Origin of the sequence: Helicobacter sp. TUL (assembly GCF_002287135.1) — a bacterium.
Taxonomy (GTDB): domain Bacteria; phylum Campylobacterota; class Campylobacteria; order Campylobacterales; family Helicobacteraceae; genus Helicobacter_F.
Window position 1 is genome coordinate 1 of sequence record NZ_NESU01000007.1, and the last position, 19,454, is coordinate 19,454.

The following is a 19,454-nucleotide window of genomic DNA, read 5'->3' on the forward strand; positions in this document are numbered from 1 at the left end:
ATTCTATTTATAAGACTTATACACCACCTCTCAAATATTCTAATATTACTTGCCTTTGGGATTTAGATTCTATGAAAAAAGAGCCTGATATGTTTTTTGCAAGTGATGTGTTGCATCATTTGAATCTTAAGGCTTGGCAGAATATCTTACATAATCTTACTTCTAAAACGCGTTATGTTGTTATTAAGGATATTGATGCAACGCATCGGTTTGGGAATTTTGCTAATGCCATGCACGATTTATTGATAAATGGTGAACGTGTGCGGAGTATATATCCTCATGATCTTGCTAGGGATTTAGAGGAGCTTGGGTATCATACGCAATATTTTTATATACCTAAGCTTTGGTATCCACATTTTTTGCTTATCGCGAAGCGTTAATAGCGGCTTGGTATATATCGATAGGCTTAGGTTTGTGTGATTGTGTGGATAGCCGCTATGCAAGATTCTATATCTGCATGTGTGGTAAATGCTCCAGCGCTTATCCTTATGCTACCACCCTTGGCAAAACTTCCTAAGATTTTGTGTGTTGCAGGATTGCAATGTAATCCCACACGCACCGCAATCCCAAACTCTCTATCAAGCCTTAATCCCACTTCTGTAATGCTTTTATGTTTAATATCAATTGAAAGTGTCGCATTAGCGGGGTTTGCCACTTCATAGAGTTTGACATTTTTGAGAGACTTTAACCCATCAACAAGGGCATTACGCAAGGCTAGTTCGTGTGTGTGAATTTGTGCTATGCCATGTTTTTTGAGCCATTGAATCCCAGCACAAAGCCCTGCAATGCCGTGCATATTTGGTGTGCCACTCTCAAACTTATCGGGCAAAAATATTGGCTGAATCTCCTCTTCACTCGCACTACCTGTGCCACCAAATACAAGTGGCTCTAAAGTTTGCATATCAAAATCATCATGTATGAGTAGCGCACCCACACCCATAGGCGATAAAAGCCCTTTGTGTGCGCTAAGAGCCAAAAAATCTACTTCTTGCATGACATCATACATTTCCATACAGCCTACACTTTGGGCGCCATCGAGCAAAAATTTCACGCCCTCACTTCTTGCCAAGGCGCTAAGTTCTTTAAGTGGGATTACTGCACCGCTGACATTATTGACATGTGCACAAGCTAGAAGTCTAGCGCCTTTTAGCAATCTCCTAGCAGATTCTAAGTCTAGTTCGCAAAGTGGTGTGCAAGGGATTTGTAGGATAGTAAGGTTTAAGCGTTTTTGGAGGGCGTGAAGTGGGCGCATAAGCGCATTATGCTCCATTTGTGTGGTAACAACAATATCATTTGGACGCAAAAAGCCTTGCAAAAGTGTGTTTATCGCCATTGTGGCATTGTATGTAAAAAATACCCTTTTGCAATCTCGCAATCCCAATAAATCCGCTAAAAACTCTCGAGATTGATATAAGATTTGTCCAGATTTTATAGAAAGCGCGTGTGTGCTTCGCCCCGGACTTGCCCCTATGTTTTCCATAAAGGCACATACTGCTTCTTTTACACCCGGTGCTTTAGGGAAGCTTGTAGCGGCATTATCAAGGTAGATTCTATCCATTAAATACAATGCATAAACGACATGCTAGATTATGCATTAAGACCTAGTGAATCTTGTATGGTATATAGACCATTTGGTTTAGTAGCCAACCATTTGAGCGCACAAATAGCGCCCTTGACAAATGTCAAACGACTTGTGGCATTATGTGTGAGCTCAAGGTATTCGCCATCAAGATAGAATCCCACATTGTGTTTGCCTACCACATCGCCCCCGCGTATACTCATCACGCCTATTTCATCTTTGCTTCGTGCTCCTATGATACCATCACGCCCACTCACGCGAACTTTTTGCAAATCTAGTCCTCTAGCTTCTGCACACGCCTGTGCAAGTGTAAGTGCTGTGCCGCTTGGCGCATCTTTTTTGTGTCTGTGGTGATATTCAACAATCTCAATATCGCTATCTTTGAGTGTTTGTGCGACTATGGCAGAGATTTTTGCAAGTATCGCTACACCCATACTCGTATTGCTTGCATATAGAATCGGGCAGTGTGTGCTTAGGGCTTGGAGCATATCAAATTCTTCTTGTGAAAATCCTGTTGTGCCTATCACCATAGGTTTGTATATATGGTGATTTTTAGCCGTCTGCATAAGCTCCAAGCTACCCTCTTTGGAGGAAAAATCAATAATACACGCACAAGAATCTAAAAAGTCTTTGATAGTTTGTGCTACAGGAAGGTTTTGTGCATAAAGCTCTTGTGTGTTATCACGCGCATATACACTACTTAGCTGTAGATTCTCATCTTTTGATACTTCTTGGATAAGCAATGATCCCATACGCCCACTTGCCCCAAAAATTCCAACTTGTAGCATTTGTATCTCCTTAGTGTCAAAATGAGAGAATCCCTTATGTTGTTTGATTGCTCATAGCTTCGCTTTGTGCTGCGGTAATAAGGGGGTTTATCACCAAATCAAGATTGCCAGAAAGCATAATTTCTTCTAAAGAATATAGCGTGAGGTTGATACGATGATCGCTTAGGCGATTTTGAGGATAATTATATGTGCGTATGCGCTCGCTTCTATCTCCGCTACCTACTTGATTTTTTCGTGCGGTGGCGTTTTGATCGAGCTGTTCTTGGAGCTGGGCTTCATAGATTCTAGCTTGGAGGATTTTCATTGCCTTGTCTTTGTTTTTGTGTTGGGATTTTTCATCTTGCATAGAAACGCTAATACCTGTAGGTATGTGTGTGATACGCACCGCCGAATCTGTGGTATTGACGCTTTGCCCACCATGTCCCCCTGCACGAAAGACTTCGACTTTTAGGTCATTGGGATTGATATGCACTTGCACATCATCGACTTCTGGCATAATCGCAACGGTAATAGCAGAAGTGTGTATGCGCCCTTGAGATTCAGTCTCTGGGACTCTCTGCACTCTGTGTGTACCACCCTCAAATTTGAGCCTTGAATATGCGCCTTTGCCCTTAATAAGTGCGATGACTTCTTTGTATCCACCGACACTATTTTCACTTGAGCTAATGATTTCTACTTTCCATTTTTGCAAATCTGCATAGCGACAATAGGCTTTAAACAAATCCCCTACAAAGATTCCGGCTTCATCGCCACCTGTTCCGGCACGCAATTCTAGGTAAATATTTTTATCATCATTTGGATCTTTGGGAATTAAGAGGATTTTTATTTCTTCTTCGATTTCTTTGGATTGGGTTTCAAGGCTTTTTAATTCCTCTTTGGCAAGCTCCCCTAATTCCTTATCCTCTAAAAGTTGCTTGTTTTGTTCTATATCATCTAGGATTTGTATGTATTGGCGTGCTTTTTGCACAAGAGATTCTATATCGCTTTGTTCTTTACTAAGAGTCTTTAGCTTTTGGATATCATGCAGAATCTCGGGAGTTTGTAAGAGTGTGCTAATCTCATCATAGCGCGCGATAATGGGTTGAAGCTTACTCACTAACATTTGATTTTGATACCTAACTTACTAATTATATTAAGTTACTACACACCAAATTGTATAAACCCATTATGCTTTAGATTAAGCACTTTGGGCAATTTTTTTGACGCTTGCGTTTAGTCGTGATACTTTTCTAGCTGCTGTATTTTTCTTTAGAATTCCCTTGCTAACAAGTTTGTGAATCTCTTTGTTAGCTACTTTTAGGCATTCTTGAGCTTTTGTAACATCTTTAGATTCTACTGCTTCTCGTAGTGATCGCACCATATTTTTGAGTTTAGTTTTGTAGTAGCGGTTGCGTTCAGTTCTTGTTTTTGTTTGTCTAATGCGTTTTTGTGCAGATTTATGATTTGCCATGGGTCTAGTTAATCCTTTTATAAAAAAATGTAGGGCAAAATTCTACCAAAATTTATTTAAAGAGAGTTTAAGTCTTAGAATCTGTTAGGATTATTAGAGATTTACAAATCTTTGGGGAGTAGTCAATGAGCAAGGCAAAAAGAGAAAAAATCTTTGGGACTGATGGTATGCGTGGTAAGGCAGGTCGTTTTTTGACGCCATATTCTGTGATTAAACTAGGTGCAAGTGCAGGAATTTATTTCCAACAAGCTTCCCAAGCAATTCGTAGCAATAAAATCCTCGTAGGCAAAGACACGCGCCGAAGCGGTTATATGGTAGAAAATGCTCTTGTTTCCAGCCTCACTTCTGTAGGCTATGATGTGATTCAAGTAGGACCTATGCCTACTCCAGCGATTGCGTTTTTGACAGAAGATATGCGCTGTGATGCGGGGATTATGATTAGTGCCAGTCATAATCCTTTTGATGACAACGGGATAAAGTTTTTTAATCATCTAGGTTACAAACTTGATGAAGATTCAGAAACAAGCATAGAGGATAATTATTATGATGAAGAGTTGCTCAACGCCTCGCTCAAAGTTGGTCGTGAGATTGGTAGCTCAAAGCGTATCGATGATGTCATTGGGCGCTATATCGTGCATATCAAAAATTCTTTCCCCAAGCACCTTACATTACAAGGTATGAGAATTGTGTGTGATTGCGCAAATGGTTCGGCATACAAGGTTGCACCGACTATTTTTAGGGAGCTTGGAGCTGATGCGATTATGATTAATGATGAGCCAAATGGACATAATATCAATGAACAATGTGGCGCGATGTATCCTCAAAACCTTGCACAAGAAGTCAAGCGATATCGCGCTGATATAGGTTTTGCACTCGATGGCGATGCAGATAGACTTGTGGTAGTGGATAGTGAAGGTGAGGTTGTAAATGGTGATAAGCTTATTGGTGCTTTGGCGCTATATCAAAAACAAAATAATATGTTACGAGGCGATAAAATTGTTGCGACACTTATGAGTAATCTTGCGCTAGAAGAGTTCTTAAAAAGCCATAGCATTGGTTTGGAGCGTTGTAATGTGGGCGATAAGTATGTAATAGAGAGCATGCAAAAATGTGGAGCAAATTTTGGCGGAGAAAATAGTGGGCATATTATTTTTGGGGATTATGCAAAGACGGGTGATGGACTTGTATCGGCATTGCAAGTATTAGCCTATATCAAACAAAGTGGCAAAAAATCTTCCCTTGCTCTTAATCCTTTTGCGTTGTATCCAAGCGAAATAATAAATCTTAATGTTTCCCAAAAGCTGCCATTGGATCAAATTGCAGGATTGCAAGAGAAACTAGGTTTGATAAGTGAATCTGGCAATCGCCATTTGGTGCGTTATTCTGGCACAGAAAACAAGCTAAGAATCTTAATAGAAGGGAAAAACTCCAAAAGTGTCAAAACACAAATCCAAGATCTTGCGAACTTTTTTAGAGCAAAGTTAGGCTAATGTGGCGTAAGCTTTGTATTGCACCCACCAAGAATCTTGGCAAGATTCTTATTATGTTTGGTATTGGCATTGGTATTTTTGGGGTGGATCAGTGGCTAAAGTATGTGTTTTTGCAGGGATTTAGTTTTGATTCTTATGTGATTACTTTGGGTGGTAATGCCCTTGTGTATAATGATGGAGTGGCATTTTCTATGTTTGCATTTTTGGGCATATATCTTAAATATATTCAAAGTATTATACTTGTGGCATTATGCGGACTTATCATCTATGGAGGGTTTATAGAGAGGCATTATGTGCCATTTGGGCTTATCTTGGGTGCAGGTGCAAGTAATGTGCTAGATAGATTCATACACGGAGGCGTGGTGGATTATGTGTTTTGGCATTATGGCTTTGAATTTGCGATTTTTAATTTTGCTGATGTGATGATTGATGTAGGTGTTGTGCTTTTGGTATGGCAAGCGTGGCGTGCGCCACGAAAACCTTAATGATCTTTCATTGTATAGGCTTGCTCACCATGAAGTGCTATATCTAAGCCCTGTGCCTCAATATTTTCACATACACGCAAATCTGTAAAAAGTGCTATGATTTTAAAAATCATAAAACTTACAATCGCTGAAAATACAATACACACGACAATGCTAAAAAGTTGCTCTAAAAACAGATGATAGCTACCGCTAATAAATAATCCTTCACCCAATGTGCCTTCGCCTGTGGCTTGTGGATTAACCTTGCTACTTGCAAAAAGTCCAGTAGCGATACCGCCCCATACACCTCCTATGCCATGCAAACTAAATGCATCAAGTGAGTCGTCCCATCGGAGCTTATTTTTGATAAAACTAAGTCCCATATAGCACACGATTGCGGCAATAGCGCCGATGAAAATACTTGAGTAGATTCCCACAAATCCACATGCTGGAGTGATACCCACAAGTCCAGCTACAAGCCCGCTTAAGCTACCCAAAATAGTTGGACGCTTGTGTATAGCCCACTCTAGCAAAACCCAAGCCAAAAAGCCACTTGCTGCAGAGATGATACTTACCACGAACGCATTAACAGCAATTTCATTGACACCACCTGCACTTCCGGCATTAAATCCTAGCCAACCAATAAATAAAAGCACTGCTCCTAAAAATGTGTATGGCACAGAATGCGCACCACTAGAGATATGATAGTTATCCTCTTCTTTGCGCGCACCCACAATTAATGCTCCTACAAGACCTGCTACACCAGCACTTACATGCACAACGCCACCACCAGCGAAGTCCAAACCACCACGCACAAGCAAAAAGCCTTTTTCACTCCAAATCATATGTGCTAATAGATCATAGACTATGGTGCTCCAAAAAATGAGGAAGATGACCAAAACGCCAAGTTTTATACGCCCCACAAGAGATCCAGTGATAATGGCTGAAGCAATGAGGGCAAACATCATTTGAAAAATGACATGCAAGATATGAGGCACACCATTTTCATCATAGCCACTAATGCCTACTAATCCAAGATTTTCTAGTGATCCTACGATACCAGACCCACTATCTTCGCCAAATGCAAGAGAAAATCCTATGGCAACCCATTGCAGGGTAATCACACCAAAGACAATAAAGCAATTCATAATGGTATTTAGCGTGTTTTTGCTTTTTACCATACCTGAATAAAACATAGCCAACGCCGGAGTCATAAGTAACACTAGTAAGGAACAAAGCATAAGGAAACTTGTGTTTGTTGCGTTCATAGCATATCCTTTGGGGGTAAAATAACGCGCGGATAATAAGACAAGCTTTCTTAATAATAACTTAAATATAAGGTATACAATCGCGTTTGGTAGGTGCTTTGTGAGGGTTTGTGCATGGAGGTTTATATAGTGCTTAGAGTTTAGAATCTGCGAGTGTTAGTGCAAAAAGCACACGGACATCGTGCGTTGTTAGGCATTGGTATGCTTGGGTTAGTGTGAGACCAGAGGTGATAATGTCATCAAAGATAATGACTTCCTTGTGCGTGTTATGGAGCTTTGGTTTATAGAGGAAATTGCGTGGATTCTTTTGGCGAAATGCCAAACTTTTACCAGCATAGCTTATGGGGTTTTGGGCAATGAGTGTGCCATATTGTGGGTGTAATGTCTTGTTGGAAGCCTTGCAGAATTCTTTGACAATGATTGCAGTGTGTGCATAAAAGCCACGAGGGACATCATCTAAACCTATAGCAATGGTTTGTGGGTGCAAAGAGGCTTTGGCAAAAAAATATCGTGCGCAATGTCGCGCCAAATGTGTCAAAACGCGTGAGCCAAAACGATGATATTTGCTATAAAGCAGCGGTGCAATATCGCTTAGTCCAAAAAAACTATAGACCTTAAGTCCGCATTCAAGCACTCTTGAGGTAGGGTGTATGGGGAGTGAATCTAGGCATTTTTTGCAAATAGGTTTTAGGCTCAGATTTGCACATACAAGGCATCGCATAATTACTAAAGCGCGTTAATCTCACGCACAATTGCTTGTGTAATTTGTTCTCTAGGGAGGGTTGCATCTAGTGTGAGTGTGCGTATTTCTAGTAATGCACAAAATCTTTGCAGTCTTGTTTGAATCTCAAGCATATAGGCGATACCACGCTCCTCAATTTTGTCGTGTGTTTTTTGCCCTAATCGTGCCCTTAGACTTGCTTCATCAAGGGATAAAAGAATACACAAATGCGGTTTTATGCCCCTCATACTTGCGTGATTGTATGCAATGGCTTGAGGGATATCTTTTGCATAGGCAATGCCAGAGATTAAGCTCCGATCAGAGATGATGAGTTTTTGAGAATCTAAATTGGGCTTTAGCACTTCGTGGTAGTGTTGGGCGCGATCTGCCAAAAATAAAAAAAACTCACAAAAGCTATCGAGATTGGGCGTGTGTAAAATCATCTCTCGTATATATTGCCCTATTTTACTCCCACCGGGTTCTTTGGTGATAATCGCTTGAGGATAATAGCTACTAAGAGCCTCAAGTTGTGTACTTTTGCCAGAAGTATCAATGCCTTCTAGTGCAACATATATGCCACTTTTTGGGGTTGAGAATGAGAGGTTTTGTGGGTGCATAGATATTCCTTATTTTGTGTGTGTTTGGATATACTCACACACGGCTTGTGGCACCATATGAGAGATTTGCCCTTTATGGATAATAATAGATCGCACTACAGAAGAGCTAATAAAAGCATTTTGGAGGCTTGGCATAAAATACATAGTATCAAGATCTGGATTTAAGGAGGTATTGGCATATCCTAATTGGAGTTCGTATTCAAAATCACTCACCGCCCTAAGTCCTCGTATAAGCACATTTGATTTTTTTGATTTTGCAAATTCTGCTAATAAACAATCAAATCCTTCCACCTCCACATTGGGCATAGAATCTAGTGCAAGTCGTATCATCTCAAGGCGTTGAGTAAGGCTAAACATCGGGTGCTTAGTTTGATTTTTTGCTACAGCAACAATAACCTTATCAAAGATTCCAACACAACGCTTGATAATGTCTAAATGTCCATTGGTAATTGGATCAAATGTTCCCGGATATATGGCTATTTTATGCATAAATGATGACCTCATATTTGGTATAGAAAAATCCAAAAAACACTTTTATTGTAATACAAGAGTGCTTAAAGCTTAGAATCTAAGCATAGCCAAAAAGTTTTAAATAAAGTTTTGTGTGTTACAATTGCGACTTATTTTACAAGCAAGGGTGAAGCGTGTTAGCAGAGATTGAAAAGCTAGATAATGAAATACAGCAGAGTTTTGATACGATCAAAACAATGGAGCAGTTGGAAACTTTTCGTATCCACATAATAGGCAAAAAAGGCAAGCTTACTACATATTTTAGTGCATTACGAGATTTAGATGAGGTGAGCAAAAAAAGTGTAGCCCAAAAACTAAATGCGTTAAAAAATACATTTGAAACACTCTATGAAGAAAAAAAGCAGATTCTCACGACTTTGGAACTAAATGCAAAGCTTGAGCAAGAATACATTGATGTATCGCTTTTTAACACACTACATTCTCGATCCTTTGGACATCCTATCACACAAGTATTAGATAGGATTATTGATTATTTTGTCAATATGAGTTTTTCTATCCAAAGTGGTCCGTTGGTTGAAGATGATTTTCATAATTTTGAAGCATTGAATCTACCCAAATTTCACCCAGCTAGGGATATGCAAGATACGTTTTATTTCAAAGATTCTTTTTTGCTTCGCACGCATACTTCACCGGTGCAGATTCGCACTATGGAATCCCACTCTTTACCTATTCGCGTGATAGCACCAGGTAGCGTGTTTCGTAGGGATTATGATTTGACGCATTCACCAATGTTTCATCAAGTTGAGGGACTTGTGGTTGATGAGGCAGGAAAGATTAGCTTTGCAAATCTCAAATTTATTTTGGAGGATTTTTTGCGTTATATTTTTGGCGATGTGCGTGTGCGTTTTCGTGCGAGTTTCTTTCCTTTTACGGAGCCAAGCGCAGAAGTAGATATCTCGTGTGTTTTTTGTGACGGAGCAGGGTGTAGAGTGTGCTCTCACACAGGTTGGCTTGAGGTGTTGGGCTGTGGTGTAGTGCATAGCAATGTTTTTAAGGCTGTGGGCTATGAAAATGTTAGTGGATATGCGTTTGGTTTGGGTGTGGAGCGCTTTGCTATGTTGCTACATAGAGTGAATGATTTACGAAGTTTTTTTGAAACAGATTTAAGAGTATTGGAGCAGTTTTAGATGATTATCACCAAGCATTTATTATCAAAGTTTGTCGATATTAGCGCGATTTCTCTTCAGGAGCTTTGTGCGAAGCTTAATGATATTGGGTTAGAGGTTGAGGGTGTTACGCATATAGAGATTCCGAATAAGGTTGTTGTTGGAAAGGTGCTGACTAAAACTCCTCATCCAAATGCGGATAAACTCAATGTGTGTGAGGTTGATGTAGGATCTCAAGTGCTACAAATTGTGTGTGGTGCCAAAAATGTTGCCAAAGATCAATTTGTCGCAGTAGCACTAGAGGGTTCTGTGGTGCGTAATGCCAAGGGCGAGGAGCTAGAAATCAAACGCACGATGTTGCGCGATGTGGAAAGTTGTGGAATGATTTGCTCAAGCACAGAGCTTGGCTTACCAAAAATCAATGATGGTATTATGGTGCTTGATAAGAGTGCTGGAATCCTTACCTTAGGCAAGGAATTGCGAGAATTAGAGCTTTTTGATAATTATGTCATTGAAGTCTCCATTACCCCTAATAGGGGCGATTGCCTTAGTGTTCTTGGGATTGCAAGAGATATTAGTGCGTGTTTTGATTTGCGCCTAAAACCCATTAATGATGCGGATAATATCCTAAGCATAGGACTTGGGCGTGTGCTTGGTGTATTTACCGAAAATACATTGTATTCACATTTGTTGTATCGGATTATTGAGATAAGAGAGCTTTGCCCATCTGTATCGATGTCGTTAATTCTTGCTTATACAGATGCGCTTAAAGATAATGTGATTCAAAATTTCTTGGAATATGCTACATATATGACAGGGGTGATTCTTAATGCCTATCGTTTAGATGAATGTCGTTTGCGTGGGGCAGACACAAATTCCCTCCAAGCACAGCTTTCTATCAAAAAAGATGAATCTGGTATAGAAATTGTGTGCGCACAAGATAAGATTCTCTCCCAAATAGGTATAACCTGTGATGAAATTACTTGCGATGTAAAATCCGAGATTCTAATTTTGGAGGCAAGCTATGTGCCACCACTTGTGATTTCAGAAATTATCCATGATAATAAGCCAGAATGCAAACCCTCACTTACCTACAGAAGCACTCGTGGGAGCAATCCTAATCTTGATCAAGGTATGAACTTTTTGTGTCAGTGTATGCTAGAGTGCGGTGATGTGTTATTGTATTCGGGCACACACAATATTACCCACCATGAGCAAGAACATAAGATTAAAACCACTTTTCAAACCATTAATCAAATCATTGGCAATACGCTTAGCCCAGAGGAAATGACTGAGATTCTAAAACGCTTAAATTTTGAGATTGATGTTACTTGTGATGAAAATTTCTTTATGGTGACAGTGCCAAATTATCGCCACGATATTGCGGATATGCAGGATTTGGCTGAAGAAATTTTACGCCTTTATGGCATAGATTCTATTCGTGCTAAGCCATTGGCTTTTAGAGAGAATCTTGTGCTTAATACGCATTATAGATTCTATACATATCGTAGGAATTTGGCTCATTCGCTTTTGGCACAGGGACTTTATGAGTGCATTCATTATGTGTTTGCTTCTTCAAAAGATTTAGAGGAATATGGTTTTGTGCAGATAGATTCTGAACTTGGGCTTTTAAATCCTATTGTGTCCGAGCTTGATACGCTACGCACAAGTCTTATTCCGCATATGATCGCTAGCACAAGGCGTAATCTTAATTTGGGATATAAAAGTATCGGGCTTTTTGAAATAGGTGCTGTATATACCCAAAAGCGTGAAGAAAGCCAACGCCTGAATGTCTTTGTTTGTGGGGAAAGAGAAGGGGAGCATTATCCATATCCCAAAGGCGTGAAGTGGGATATTTTTAGTTTTAGCGCGCTTATTAAAAATGCTATTGGTGAATTTAGCTTACAAAATGCCTCCACACACCCACACAAAGCGCAAAATTTCGCTAAGTTTGGTTTTCGTGGTGAGCCCCATATTTTGCACCCATTTCAAAGTGGTTTTGTCTATAAGGGTGATGAGTGCATAGGATTTATTGCAAAACTTCATCCAAAGCTTGGTTTAGGAGATGGTTTTGTATGTGAGATCGCACTAGATTCTACGCCACATCATCTCACTCATGCCAAGGAATTTTCAAAATACCAAAAATCCCAGCGTGATCTCACCGTGCTTATAGATTCTAAGATTCCGTTTTATCGCATTAGAGAAGCACTGCTTAAGGCAAATATTCCTCACTTGCTAAATCTTTATCCTATGGATATTTTTACTCAAGACTTAGATTCACAAGTCGCACTTAGCATACGGCTTGTGTTGCAGTCTATGACAAAAACACTCCAAGAGCAAGATTTGCTAGAGGCTACACAACATGCACTAGCAGTGCTAGAGCAAGAATTTGGTGCAAAGCTTAAGGCATAATATGCGCATCACAAAAATTGATAAGGCACAGACATTTTCAAGTGCCATTAATACGATTGCAGCGGATAAATCCATTTCTCATCGTTGCGCGATTTTCTCGCTTTTGTGTGATGGGGCGTGCGAGGTAGAAAATTATCTCTTGGGTGAAGATACACTCCACACGCTTAAGATTGCTTCTCAGTTGGGATTAGAGGTTGAGCATATATCATCTACTTGTATGCGTTTTATCCCACCAAAAGATGGTATTGTTGAGCCAAGTGATGTGCTTGATTGCGGCAATGCAGGGACAGGCATGCGTTTATATGCGGGGCTTTTGGCAGGTGTGCAAGGCTATTTTGTGCTAAGCGGTGATATGTATCTCAACAAACGCCCAATGAAGCGTATTATCGAGCCATTGACAAATATCGGTGCAAAAATTTATGGGCGTTGTCATAATTCTTTGGCGCCATTAAGTATCATTGGCAGGGAATTGCAAGGTTTTTCTTATGTAAGTAACATCGCTTCAGCACAGGTAAAAAGCGCTATGATTCTTGCAGGGCTTTATAGTAATGCACACAATACTTTTAGCGAACCACTATTAAGCCGCGATCATACCGAGCGTATGCTAGGAGGTATGGGTGTGGAGTTTAGGACACATCATGATTCAAATGGCATACATATAAGCTTTGATCCACTTCCAAAGGGTAAGAAACTCCATGCGTTTAAAATGCGTATTCCTGCTGATCCTTCTAGCGCCTTTTATTTTGCACTAGCAGCGTGTATCGTGCCAGATTCTCATGTCGTGCTAGAAAATGTCTTACTCAATCCTACGCGCATAGAAGCCTTTGAGATTCTCAAAAAAATGGGTGCAAAGATTTCCTACACGCGCAAATATTCACAATATGAGGACATAGGCGATATTGAAGTGCGTTATGCACCGCTTAGTGCTATAGAGGTTGCGCATAATATCGCGTGGCTTATTGATGAGATTCCAGCGCTTAGTATTGCGTTTGCGTGCGCAAAGGGAAAAAGCATTGTGCGCAATGCCAAAGAATTGCGTGTCAAAGAATCCGATAGAATCACAACAACTATTGAGGGCTTGCGTGCTATGGGCATAGAGTGCGAGGAATTTGAAGATGGTTTTAGCGTGCAAGGCGGAGAGTTAAAACGCGCAAGTGTGGATTCGCAAGGTGATCACAGAATCGCGATGAGTTTTGCCATAGCAGGGCTTGTGTGCGGTGTGGAGATACGAGATAGTGCGTGTATTGATGTGTCATTTCCAAACTTTTTGGAGATTCTTTTGCAATTTACGCGCGTAGAATCTACCCAAACACATTCTTAAGCGTATTGTGCAATGATTGCTATCTTGGGCATGGGTGGGACAATCGCAGGGGTTGCTCATGCCAAGATTCAAACTACAGGGTATAAAGCAGGGGTGCTTAGTGTCCAAACGCTCTTAGAGGCTTTGCCGGAGATAAATAGTGTTGCTGAATGTATGTGTGAGCAAATTGTTAATGTCGATAGTGCTGATATGAGTGATACATTGTGGTTGCAATTAGCACATCGTGTCAATACGCTTTTGGCACAAGAGGATATTGAGGGTATAGTCATCACGCACGGAAGCGATACTATGGAAGAGAGTGCATTTTTTTTGCATTTGGTAACTAGGAGTGATAAGCCCATTGTTTTTACCGGAGCTATGCGCCCAAATACTGCCTTAAGCGCTGATGGCATAAAGAATCTCTATAGTGCTATTGTAGTTGCAAAGGATATAAATGCTAAGCATAGAGGTGTGATGATTGTAATGAATGAGAGGATTCAAAGTGCGCGCTATGTGAGCAAAACCCACACACATAATCTTGATGCTTTCTCTTGCTCAAATACTGGTGATTTGGGATATGTGATAGATGATAGGGCGTATTTTTATAATCCACCTTTTGCTATGCACAAGGCGCAATTTTGTCTTGATACAATCACCCAACTCCCAAAGGTCGATATTTTGTATTCATATGCCAATGATGGATCGGCAGTGGCTGCAAAGGCGTTGTATGAGCATGGGACACAAGGGATTGTAGTAGCAGGAAGTGGCGCAGGAAATATACACCACTCTCATAAGGCAATGCTACAAACTCTTATGCAACAAGGTTTGGTCGTGGTGCAAAGCACGAGAGTAGGTGCTGGGATTGTGCGAGTGAGTGAGCAAGATTCTATGCTTGGGTTTATTGGTGCGTGTGATCTTAATCCGCAAAAGGCTAGAGTGCTTCTTGCTTTGGCATTGATACACACGCAAAATCCCACAGAGATAAGACAAATTTTTGAACATATTTAATACAGAAAGGATTGTAGTATGGAAGTAAGATTAGCAAAGAATTATGGATTTTGTTTTGGTGTCAAACGCGCGATAAAAATTGCACAGGATCATAAAGATTCTATTACACTAGGACCACTTATTCATAATGCCAAGGAGATTGCGCGTTTAAAGCGAGATTTTAATGTGGATTTGAGTGAAGACTTGGAGAATCTAGAATCTGGCAGGAAGCTTATTGTCCGCACACATGGGATTCCCAAAAAAGATCTCCAAAGATTACAAGATCAACACTTTGAGGTGATTGATGCGACTTGCCCATTTGTGCGAAAACCACAAATGATAGTCGAAGAGATGAGCAAAGAGGGCTATCAAATCATTGTGTTTGGGGATAAGGAACACCCTGAAGTAAAAGGTGTAGTGAGTTACGCCCAAAATGGCGCACATATCATCGCTGGGTTAGAGGATTTGGAATCTCTGAAATTACACAAAAAAATCACTCTTATTTCTCAAACAACTAAACAACCAGAAATTTTTGCAAAGATTGCGGGATATTTGAGTATGCGTGTGGCTGAAGTGCGAGTGTTTAACACGATTTGTAATGCAACATTTGATAACCAAAGTGCAGCAGATTCACTAAGTAAGGAAGTGGATATTATGATTGTAGTTGGGGGTAAAAATTCATCAAATACCAAGCAGCTTTTATATATTTGTGAGAAAAATTGCGTAAGTTATCTCATAGAAGATGAACAAGAATTGCAAAAAGAATGGTTTAAAGACAAGAAAGTTTGTGGTATTACAGCGGGTGCAAGCACGCCAGATTGGATTATTGCTAAGGTTTGTCAAGAAATTATGAGCTATTAGGAGAGAATATGCAAGTTTTACAAAGCATAGAGGCACTAAAGGCATTTAGAGAGAATCTAGGCACACAAAGCGTTGGGCTTGTGCCGACTATGGGTGCCTTGCATAAAGGGCATATGAGCTTAATTCACCAATCTTGCGCACAAAACACACATACAATTGTTAGTATTTTTGTTAATCCTACGCAGTTTGGAGCAAATGAAGATCTTAGCACATATCCGCGCACATTAGAGCAGGATTTGGCATTGTGCGAGAGTTTAGGAGTGAGTGGGGTATTTGTCCCAAGCATAGAAGAGATGTATCCAAGTGCCGATGAGCTTACGATATTGCCACCCAAGATGATGGGGTATGTGTTGGAGGGTTTTGATAGACCAACGCATTTTGGGGGAGTGTTGCAAGTGGTATTAAAACTTTTTATGCTTGTGCGCCCTCAAAAAGCGTATTTTGGCAAAAAAGACGCTCAACAAGTGCTTATCGTGCAAAAAATGTTGCGAGATTGGCATTTGCCACTTGAAGTTGTGGCATGTCCTATCGTTCGTGATGATGATGGGTTGGCATTTAGCTCACGAAATGTATATCTAAGCCCACAAGAGCGCGCTCAAGCACTTTGTATCCCACAGACCATACAATGTATAGAATCTGCCATATCTCAAGGTGTGTATGAAGTGCAAGAACTTCATAAGCTTGTGCATAAAACCCTAGATTCTATCAAGTCTCTTGTGCCGATGCATATTTTTTATGCATATTTTTGTGATTATAATCTTGCACCAATTGAAAAGATTTGCAAGGGAGAAAGTCTATTTTTACTTGCCGTGCGAGTTGGCAAGACAAGGCTTTTGGATAATCTTTGGTGTTAGTGGGTTGTGCGCGCGAGTGTAGCCAGAATCTGCCCAAAACTAATGGCTGTATCATTGCTTGGGTATTGCGTGGGGAATTGCGCCTTAAAGCCATTGTTGGCTAGAAGCGAGGCGATTTTTTCACACAAACTTTTATTTGCAAAAACCCCACCGCCAAAAAATATTTCTTTTGAATCTGTTGTATGTTTTTGGGCTATGGCGAGTGCCATATGGCTTAGGGTATTAAAAAATTTTGTAACGATATAATTGGTGGGAAGTTTTTTGGCTATATCATCACAAAGTGCGTTAATAATCTCTCCTAGTCCTAGATGCAAAGAATCTCTCCATATGATTGGATAATGCTCCTTAGTGCGATTGTTGCACAGGGATTCTAAGGTTGCGCCACATTGTCCATCGTATGTGGCATTTTGGCAGACACCCAAAAGATATGCCACGCCATCAAAAAGCCTTCCTATGGAGCTTGTGCGCATTGTATTGAGATTTTTTGCATGCATGAGGCTTAGAGTTTGTAATTCGTGTGTGCTGAAATTGTGTGCTATGAGTTCTATATGTTTTGGTGCGAATTCTATAAGCAAAGCAAGAGCTATGCGTCGTATATCTGTAATGGCTTTTTCTCCGCCAAGAAGACTAAATTCCTCTATGCTCGCAACTCTTTTTGCGTAATAGAGATTGCCTACAAAAGCCTCTCCACCCCAAATATGTCCATCGCTTCCCAATCCCGTGCCATCCCATATAATGCCAAGATGTTGGATATTTTTAGTGCTATGCCCATATTCGCCTAGCAACGCACAAAAATGCGCATAATGGTGCTGGACATAGCACATATTTGCTTCTTGGGACCAAAGTTTAGAATGTTTAGAAACCTTGTTTGCGTGTATGGATTGTGCAATCTCTTTTGCCAGCGTGCTAGAAGCATATTGTGGGTGCATATCACACACATAGAGTGCAAAATCTTTAACCTCTAACCCAAAAAATCCCAAAAGCGATGTAAGCGTATGGGTGTAGTGCTGTTGGGTAGCAAGATTTGTAAGATCTCCAAGATATGGTGATAATAATGTATAACTCCCGTCAGTTATGCAAAAACTTGCCTTTTGGTTTGCACCAAATGCGAGAATTTTTGTAGGTGCAAATGGGGTGTGAAGTTTGTGTGTTTTTGGTGCAAAGCCTCGGGCAAGGCGCAAGATTCTTGGTTTGTTGGCTATAAAGCGCACAATGCTATCATCAATGCGATGTGTGATAGTGCGATTGTAGCTTAAGAGGACATCGTGCGGTTTTTGTGGGAGTGTCATAAGCTCGTTTGCTTGTATTGCAATGGGCGCACCACTTTGATTAGCGCTTGTAAAAATCAGTGGAGTTTGCAAGGCAGCGCAAATAAGGTGCATAATCCCACTATAAGGCAAGATAACACCTATGGTATCTAGTTGTGGTGCGATGAGGTGCAAACAAGTAGAATCTAGCACACAATCTTTTGCAAGATTTTTGCGTTTTGTAAGAAGCACGATTGGCGCTTGTGGGCTTGATAGAATCTTGGCTTGTGCATTAGAGCAAAGCGCAAAGGTGCGAATTTGTTGTATGTCCTTGCACATTATCACAAAGGGTTTATAAGGTCTATTTTTTCGTTTTCTTAATGTTTGTAAGACATTTGGCATATTTGCCTTGGCGACAAGGGCATATCCGCCAATGCCTTTGATAGCGACAATTTCTCCGCGATTGAGTGCTTGGATTGTAGAATCTAATGCAGCCTCATTGTAGGTCGTGTTCTCAAAATTTAGCTGTATGCCACAAAGATTGCATGAAATAGGTTGTGCATGAAAACGCCTATTATGTGGATTATGATAGTCTTTGGCACAAGATTCACAGAATCTAAACACAGACATTGCGCTATTTTGTCGCTCATAAGGAAGAGTGTAGAGCATACTATATCTTGCGCCACATTGTGTGCAAGCGCAAAAGGCATAGTTGGAAAATCGCCCACTGCTTTGCATATCCGCATAGCATTGTTCGCACATAGCCATATCCAGAGGGATTTCTAGCGCAAGTGGTGTGTTTGTATGTGTGTGGGGTAGGGCGTGAGATTGATGAAGGATACAAAAGTCTTTGTAAGGGGTTTGTGGTGTGTATATTGTATGGGTGATTGAAGTAATTTTGGCAGGTTTTGGAATGTGGCGTAAATGAGCAAGAAATGTAATGAGTTCTTGGCGTGTGATTTCATAAAGGCATATTTCTACACACGCAGAGGTATTGCATACAGAGCCTTTAAGATTCATAGTATGCGCGAGGTTATATACAAATGGGCGAAACCCCACGCCTTGAATAATGCCAAAAACTTTTATGAGATAACTTTTCATAGGGGAATTATAATATTTTAATGGGCTTTTTGTGTGTAAGTGCGTATAATTTTAGTTTTAGTCTTTAAGAATTGGAATGTGTTATGCAAGAAGATGCGATTCGCTGGAATAAGCGTCATAGTGATGGCTTTATGCCAAAACAACCAAGTGATATTTTACACACATATCAGCCCTTGTTAGAATCTTATGCACAAAAAGGAAGCGCACAGGCACTTGATATAGCCTGCGGTAATGGGCGTAATGCGAAGTTTTTGGCAGCATTGGGATTTGAGGTTTTGGGTGTGGATATTTCGCAAGTGGCATTAGATTCTCTTCAAGGAATGGAGCATATTACTACATTGTGTGCGGATTTGGATAGCTTTGATATTGCTAGGCAAACATATGATGTGGTGTTAAATTTTTATTTTTTGGATCGGAGACTTTTTGCTGGGATTAAACACGGAGTAAAAAGCGGAGGGCTTGTGATATTTGAAACATTTTGCGCCATACCAAAAATCTATGATAAAGATATTTTTTGTGAATTTAGCGCACAAAGAAGCCTAAAACACGCAGAATTACAAAAAGTATTTAGGGGGTGGAACATTATCTATAATGCACTAAATCCTTTGTATAGAAGTGTGAGTGAATCTGCCAAGAGCGTATATCTCACGCAAACTTTTATCGCACAAAAGCCCTAAA

At 40.4% G+C, this 19,454-nt stretch carries 19 protein-coding genes; 10 read left to right on the forward strand and 9 right to left on the reverse strand.

Features of this window, described 5'->3' with window-relative positions:
• Window positions 1–380: hypothetical protein (locus B9T66_RS08855; protein ID WP_180763335.1), on the forward strand; the 380-nt coding region annotated here is incomplete at its 5' end.
• A gap of 26 nt (window positions 381–406) precedes the next feature.
• Here the strand turns inward: B9T66_RS08855 and B9T66_RS04460 are convergent.
• The 4 genes from B9T66_RS04460 to rpsT form a co-directional block, all read right to left on the reverse strand.
• Window positions 407–1,558, reverse strand: coding sequence for an aminotransferase class V-fold PLP-dependent enzyme (locus tag B9T66_RS04460; protein ID WP_095627791.1), 1,152 nt, complete (start codon window positions 1,556–1,558; stop codon window positions 407–409).
• A 29-nt stretch (window positions 1,559–1,587) separates the two neighbouring features.
• Window positions 1,588–2,367: a 4-hydroxy-tetrahydrodipicolinate reductase gene (gene dapB / locus B9T66_RS04465; protein WP_095627792.1), complete on the reverse strand. Its 780-nt coding sequence runs from the start codon at window positions 2,365–2,367 to the stop codon at window positions 1,588–1,590.
• A 34-nt stretch (window positions 2,368–2,401) separates the two neighbouring features.
• Window positions 2,402–3,469 (reverse strand): peptide chain release factor 1, encoded by a 1,068-nt coding sequence (gene prfA / locus B9T66_RS04470; RefSeq protein ID WP_095627793.1) that lies wholly within the window; start codon window positions 3,467–3,469, stop codon window positions 2,402–2,404.
• Window positions 3,470–3,544: 75 nt separating this feature from the next.
• Entirely contained in the window at window positions 3,545–3,817 is a 273-nt protein-coding gene (gene rpsT / locus B9T66_RS04475) for a 30S ribosomal protein S20 (RefSeq protein WP_095627794.1), read from the reverse strand.
• A 125-nt stretch (window positions 3,818–3,942) separates the two neighbouring features.
• Here rpsT and glmM point away from each other — a divergent pair, with 125 nt between their 5' ends.
• On the forward strand, window positions 3,943–5,307 hold the full coding sequence (gene glmM, locus B9T66_RS04480; RefSeq protein ID WP_095627795.1) for a phosphoglucosamine mutase: 1,365 nt from the start codon (window positions 3,943–3,945) through the stop codon (window positions 5,305–5,307).
• Window positions 5,307–5,792, forward strand: a complete 486-nt coding sequence (lspA, locus tag B9T66_RS04485) for a signal peptidase II (RefSeq protein ID WP_374220124.1) — start codon at window positions 5,307–5,309, stop codon at window positions 5,790–5,792. Before glmM ends, lspA begins: the two co-directional genes overlap by 1 nt.
• Here lspA and B9T66_RS04490 read toward each other — a convergent pair.
• The 4 genes from B9T66_RS04490 to coaD all read right to left on the reverse strand — a co-directional run bounded on the left by B9T66_RS04490 (window position 5,789) and on the right by coaD (window position 8,866).
• Window positions 5,789–7,039 (reverse strand): ammonium transporter, encoded by a 1,251-nt coding sequence (locus B9T66_RS04490; RefSeq protein ID WP_095627796.1) that lies wholly within the window; start codon window positions 7,037–7,039, stop codon window positions 5,789–5,791. The genes lspA and B9T66_RS04490 overlap by 4 nt on opposite strands.
• Window positions 7,040–7,172: 133 nt before the next feature.
• A complete protein-coding gene (locus tag B9T66_RS04495) occupies window positions 7,173–7,760 on the reverse strand; it encodes a ComF family protein (protein WP_095627797.1) in 588 nt (195 codons plus the stop codon).
• A gap of 5 nt (window positions 7,761–7,765) precedes the next feature.
• On the reverse strand, window positions 7,766–8,377 hold the full coding sequence (gene tmk, locus B9T66_RS04500; RefSeq protein WP_257874600.1) for a dTMP kinase: 612 nt from the start codon (window positions 8,375–8,377) through the stop codon (window positions 7,766–7,768).
• A 9-nt stretch (window positions 8,378–8,386) separates the two neighbouring features.
• Window positions 8,387–8,866, reverse strand: coding sequence for a pantetheine-phosphate adenylyltransferase (gene coaD / locus B9T66_RS04505; protein ID WP_095627798.1), 480 nt, complete (start codon window positions 8,864–8,866; stop codon window positions 8,387–8,389).
• 218 nt (window positions 8,867–9,084) lie between these two features.
• Here coaD and pheS point away from each other — a divergent pair, with 218 nt between their 5' ends.
• From pheS to panC, 6 genes are read left to right on the forward strand one after another with little or no spacing between them, the layout of a single operon-like run.
• Window positions 9,085–10,035, forward strand: coding sequence for a phenylalanine--tRNA ligase subunit alpha (pheS, locus tag B9T66_RS04510; RefSeq protein ID WP_219350215.1), 951 nt, complete (start codon window positions 9,085–9,087; stop codon window positions 10,033–10,035).
• Entirely contained in the window at window positions 10,036–12,426 is a 2,391-nt protein-coding gene (gene pheT, locus B9T66_RS04515) for a phenylalanine--tRNA ligase subunit beta (protein ID WP_095627799.1), read from the forward strand.
• Window position 12,427: 1 nt separating this feature from the next.
• Window positions 12,428–13,747 (forward strand): 3-phosphoshikimate 1-carboxyvinyltransferase, encoded by a 1,320-nt coding sequence (gene aroA / locus B9T66_RS04520; protein ID WP_095627800.1) that lies wholly within the window; start codon window positions 12,428–12,430, stop codon window positions 13,745–13,747.
• A gap of 12 nt (window positions 13,748–13,759) precedes the next feature.
• Window positions 13,760–14,734: a type II asparaginase gene (locus tag B9T66_RS04525; protein ID WP_095627801.1), complete on the forward strand. Its 975-nt coding sequence runs from the start codon at window positions 13,760–13,762 to the stop codon at window positions 14,732–14,734.
• Between the two features lie 18 nt (window positions 14,735–14,752).
• Window positions 14,753–15,574, forward strand: a complete 822-nt coding sequence (locus B9T66_RS04530; protein WP_095627802.1) for a 4-hydroxy-3-methylbut-2-enyl diphosphate reductase — start codon at window positions 14,753–14,755, stop codon at window positions 15,572–15,574.
• A gap of 8 nt (window positions 15,575–15,582) precedes the next feature.
• Window positions 15,583–16,428 carry a pantoate--beta-alanine ligase gene (gene panC, locus B9T66_RS04535; protein ID WP_095627803.1) on the forward strand — a complete coding sequence of 282 codons (846 nt, stop codon included), beginning with the start codon at window positions 15,583–15,585 and terminating at the stop codon, window positions 16,426–16,428.
• Here the strand turns inward: panC and hypF are convergent.
• On the reverse strand, window positions 16,425–18,776 hold the full coding sequence (hypF, locus tag B9T66_RS04540) for a carbamoyltransferase HypF (RefSeq protein ID WP_095627804.1): 2,352 nt from the start codon (window positions 18,774–18,776) through the stop codon (window positions 16,425–16,427). The genes panC and hypF overlap by 4 nt on opposite strands.
• 83 nt (window positions 18,777–18,859) lie before the next feature.
• On the opposite strand from hypF, the gene B9T66_RS04545 reads away from it, so the two are divergent.
• On the forward strand, window positions 18,860–19,453 hold the full coding sequence (locus B9T66_RS04545; protein ID WP_095627805.1) for a class I SAM-dependent methyltransferase: 594 nt from the start codon (window positions 18,860–18,862) through the stop codon (window positions 19,451–19,453).
• Window position 19,454 lies beyond the last annotated feature (1 nt).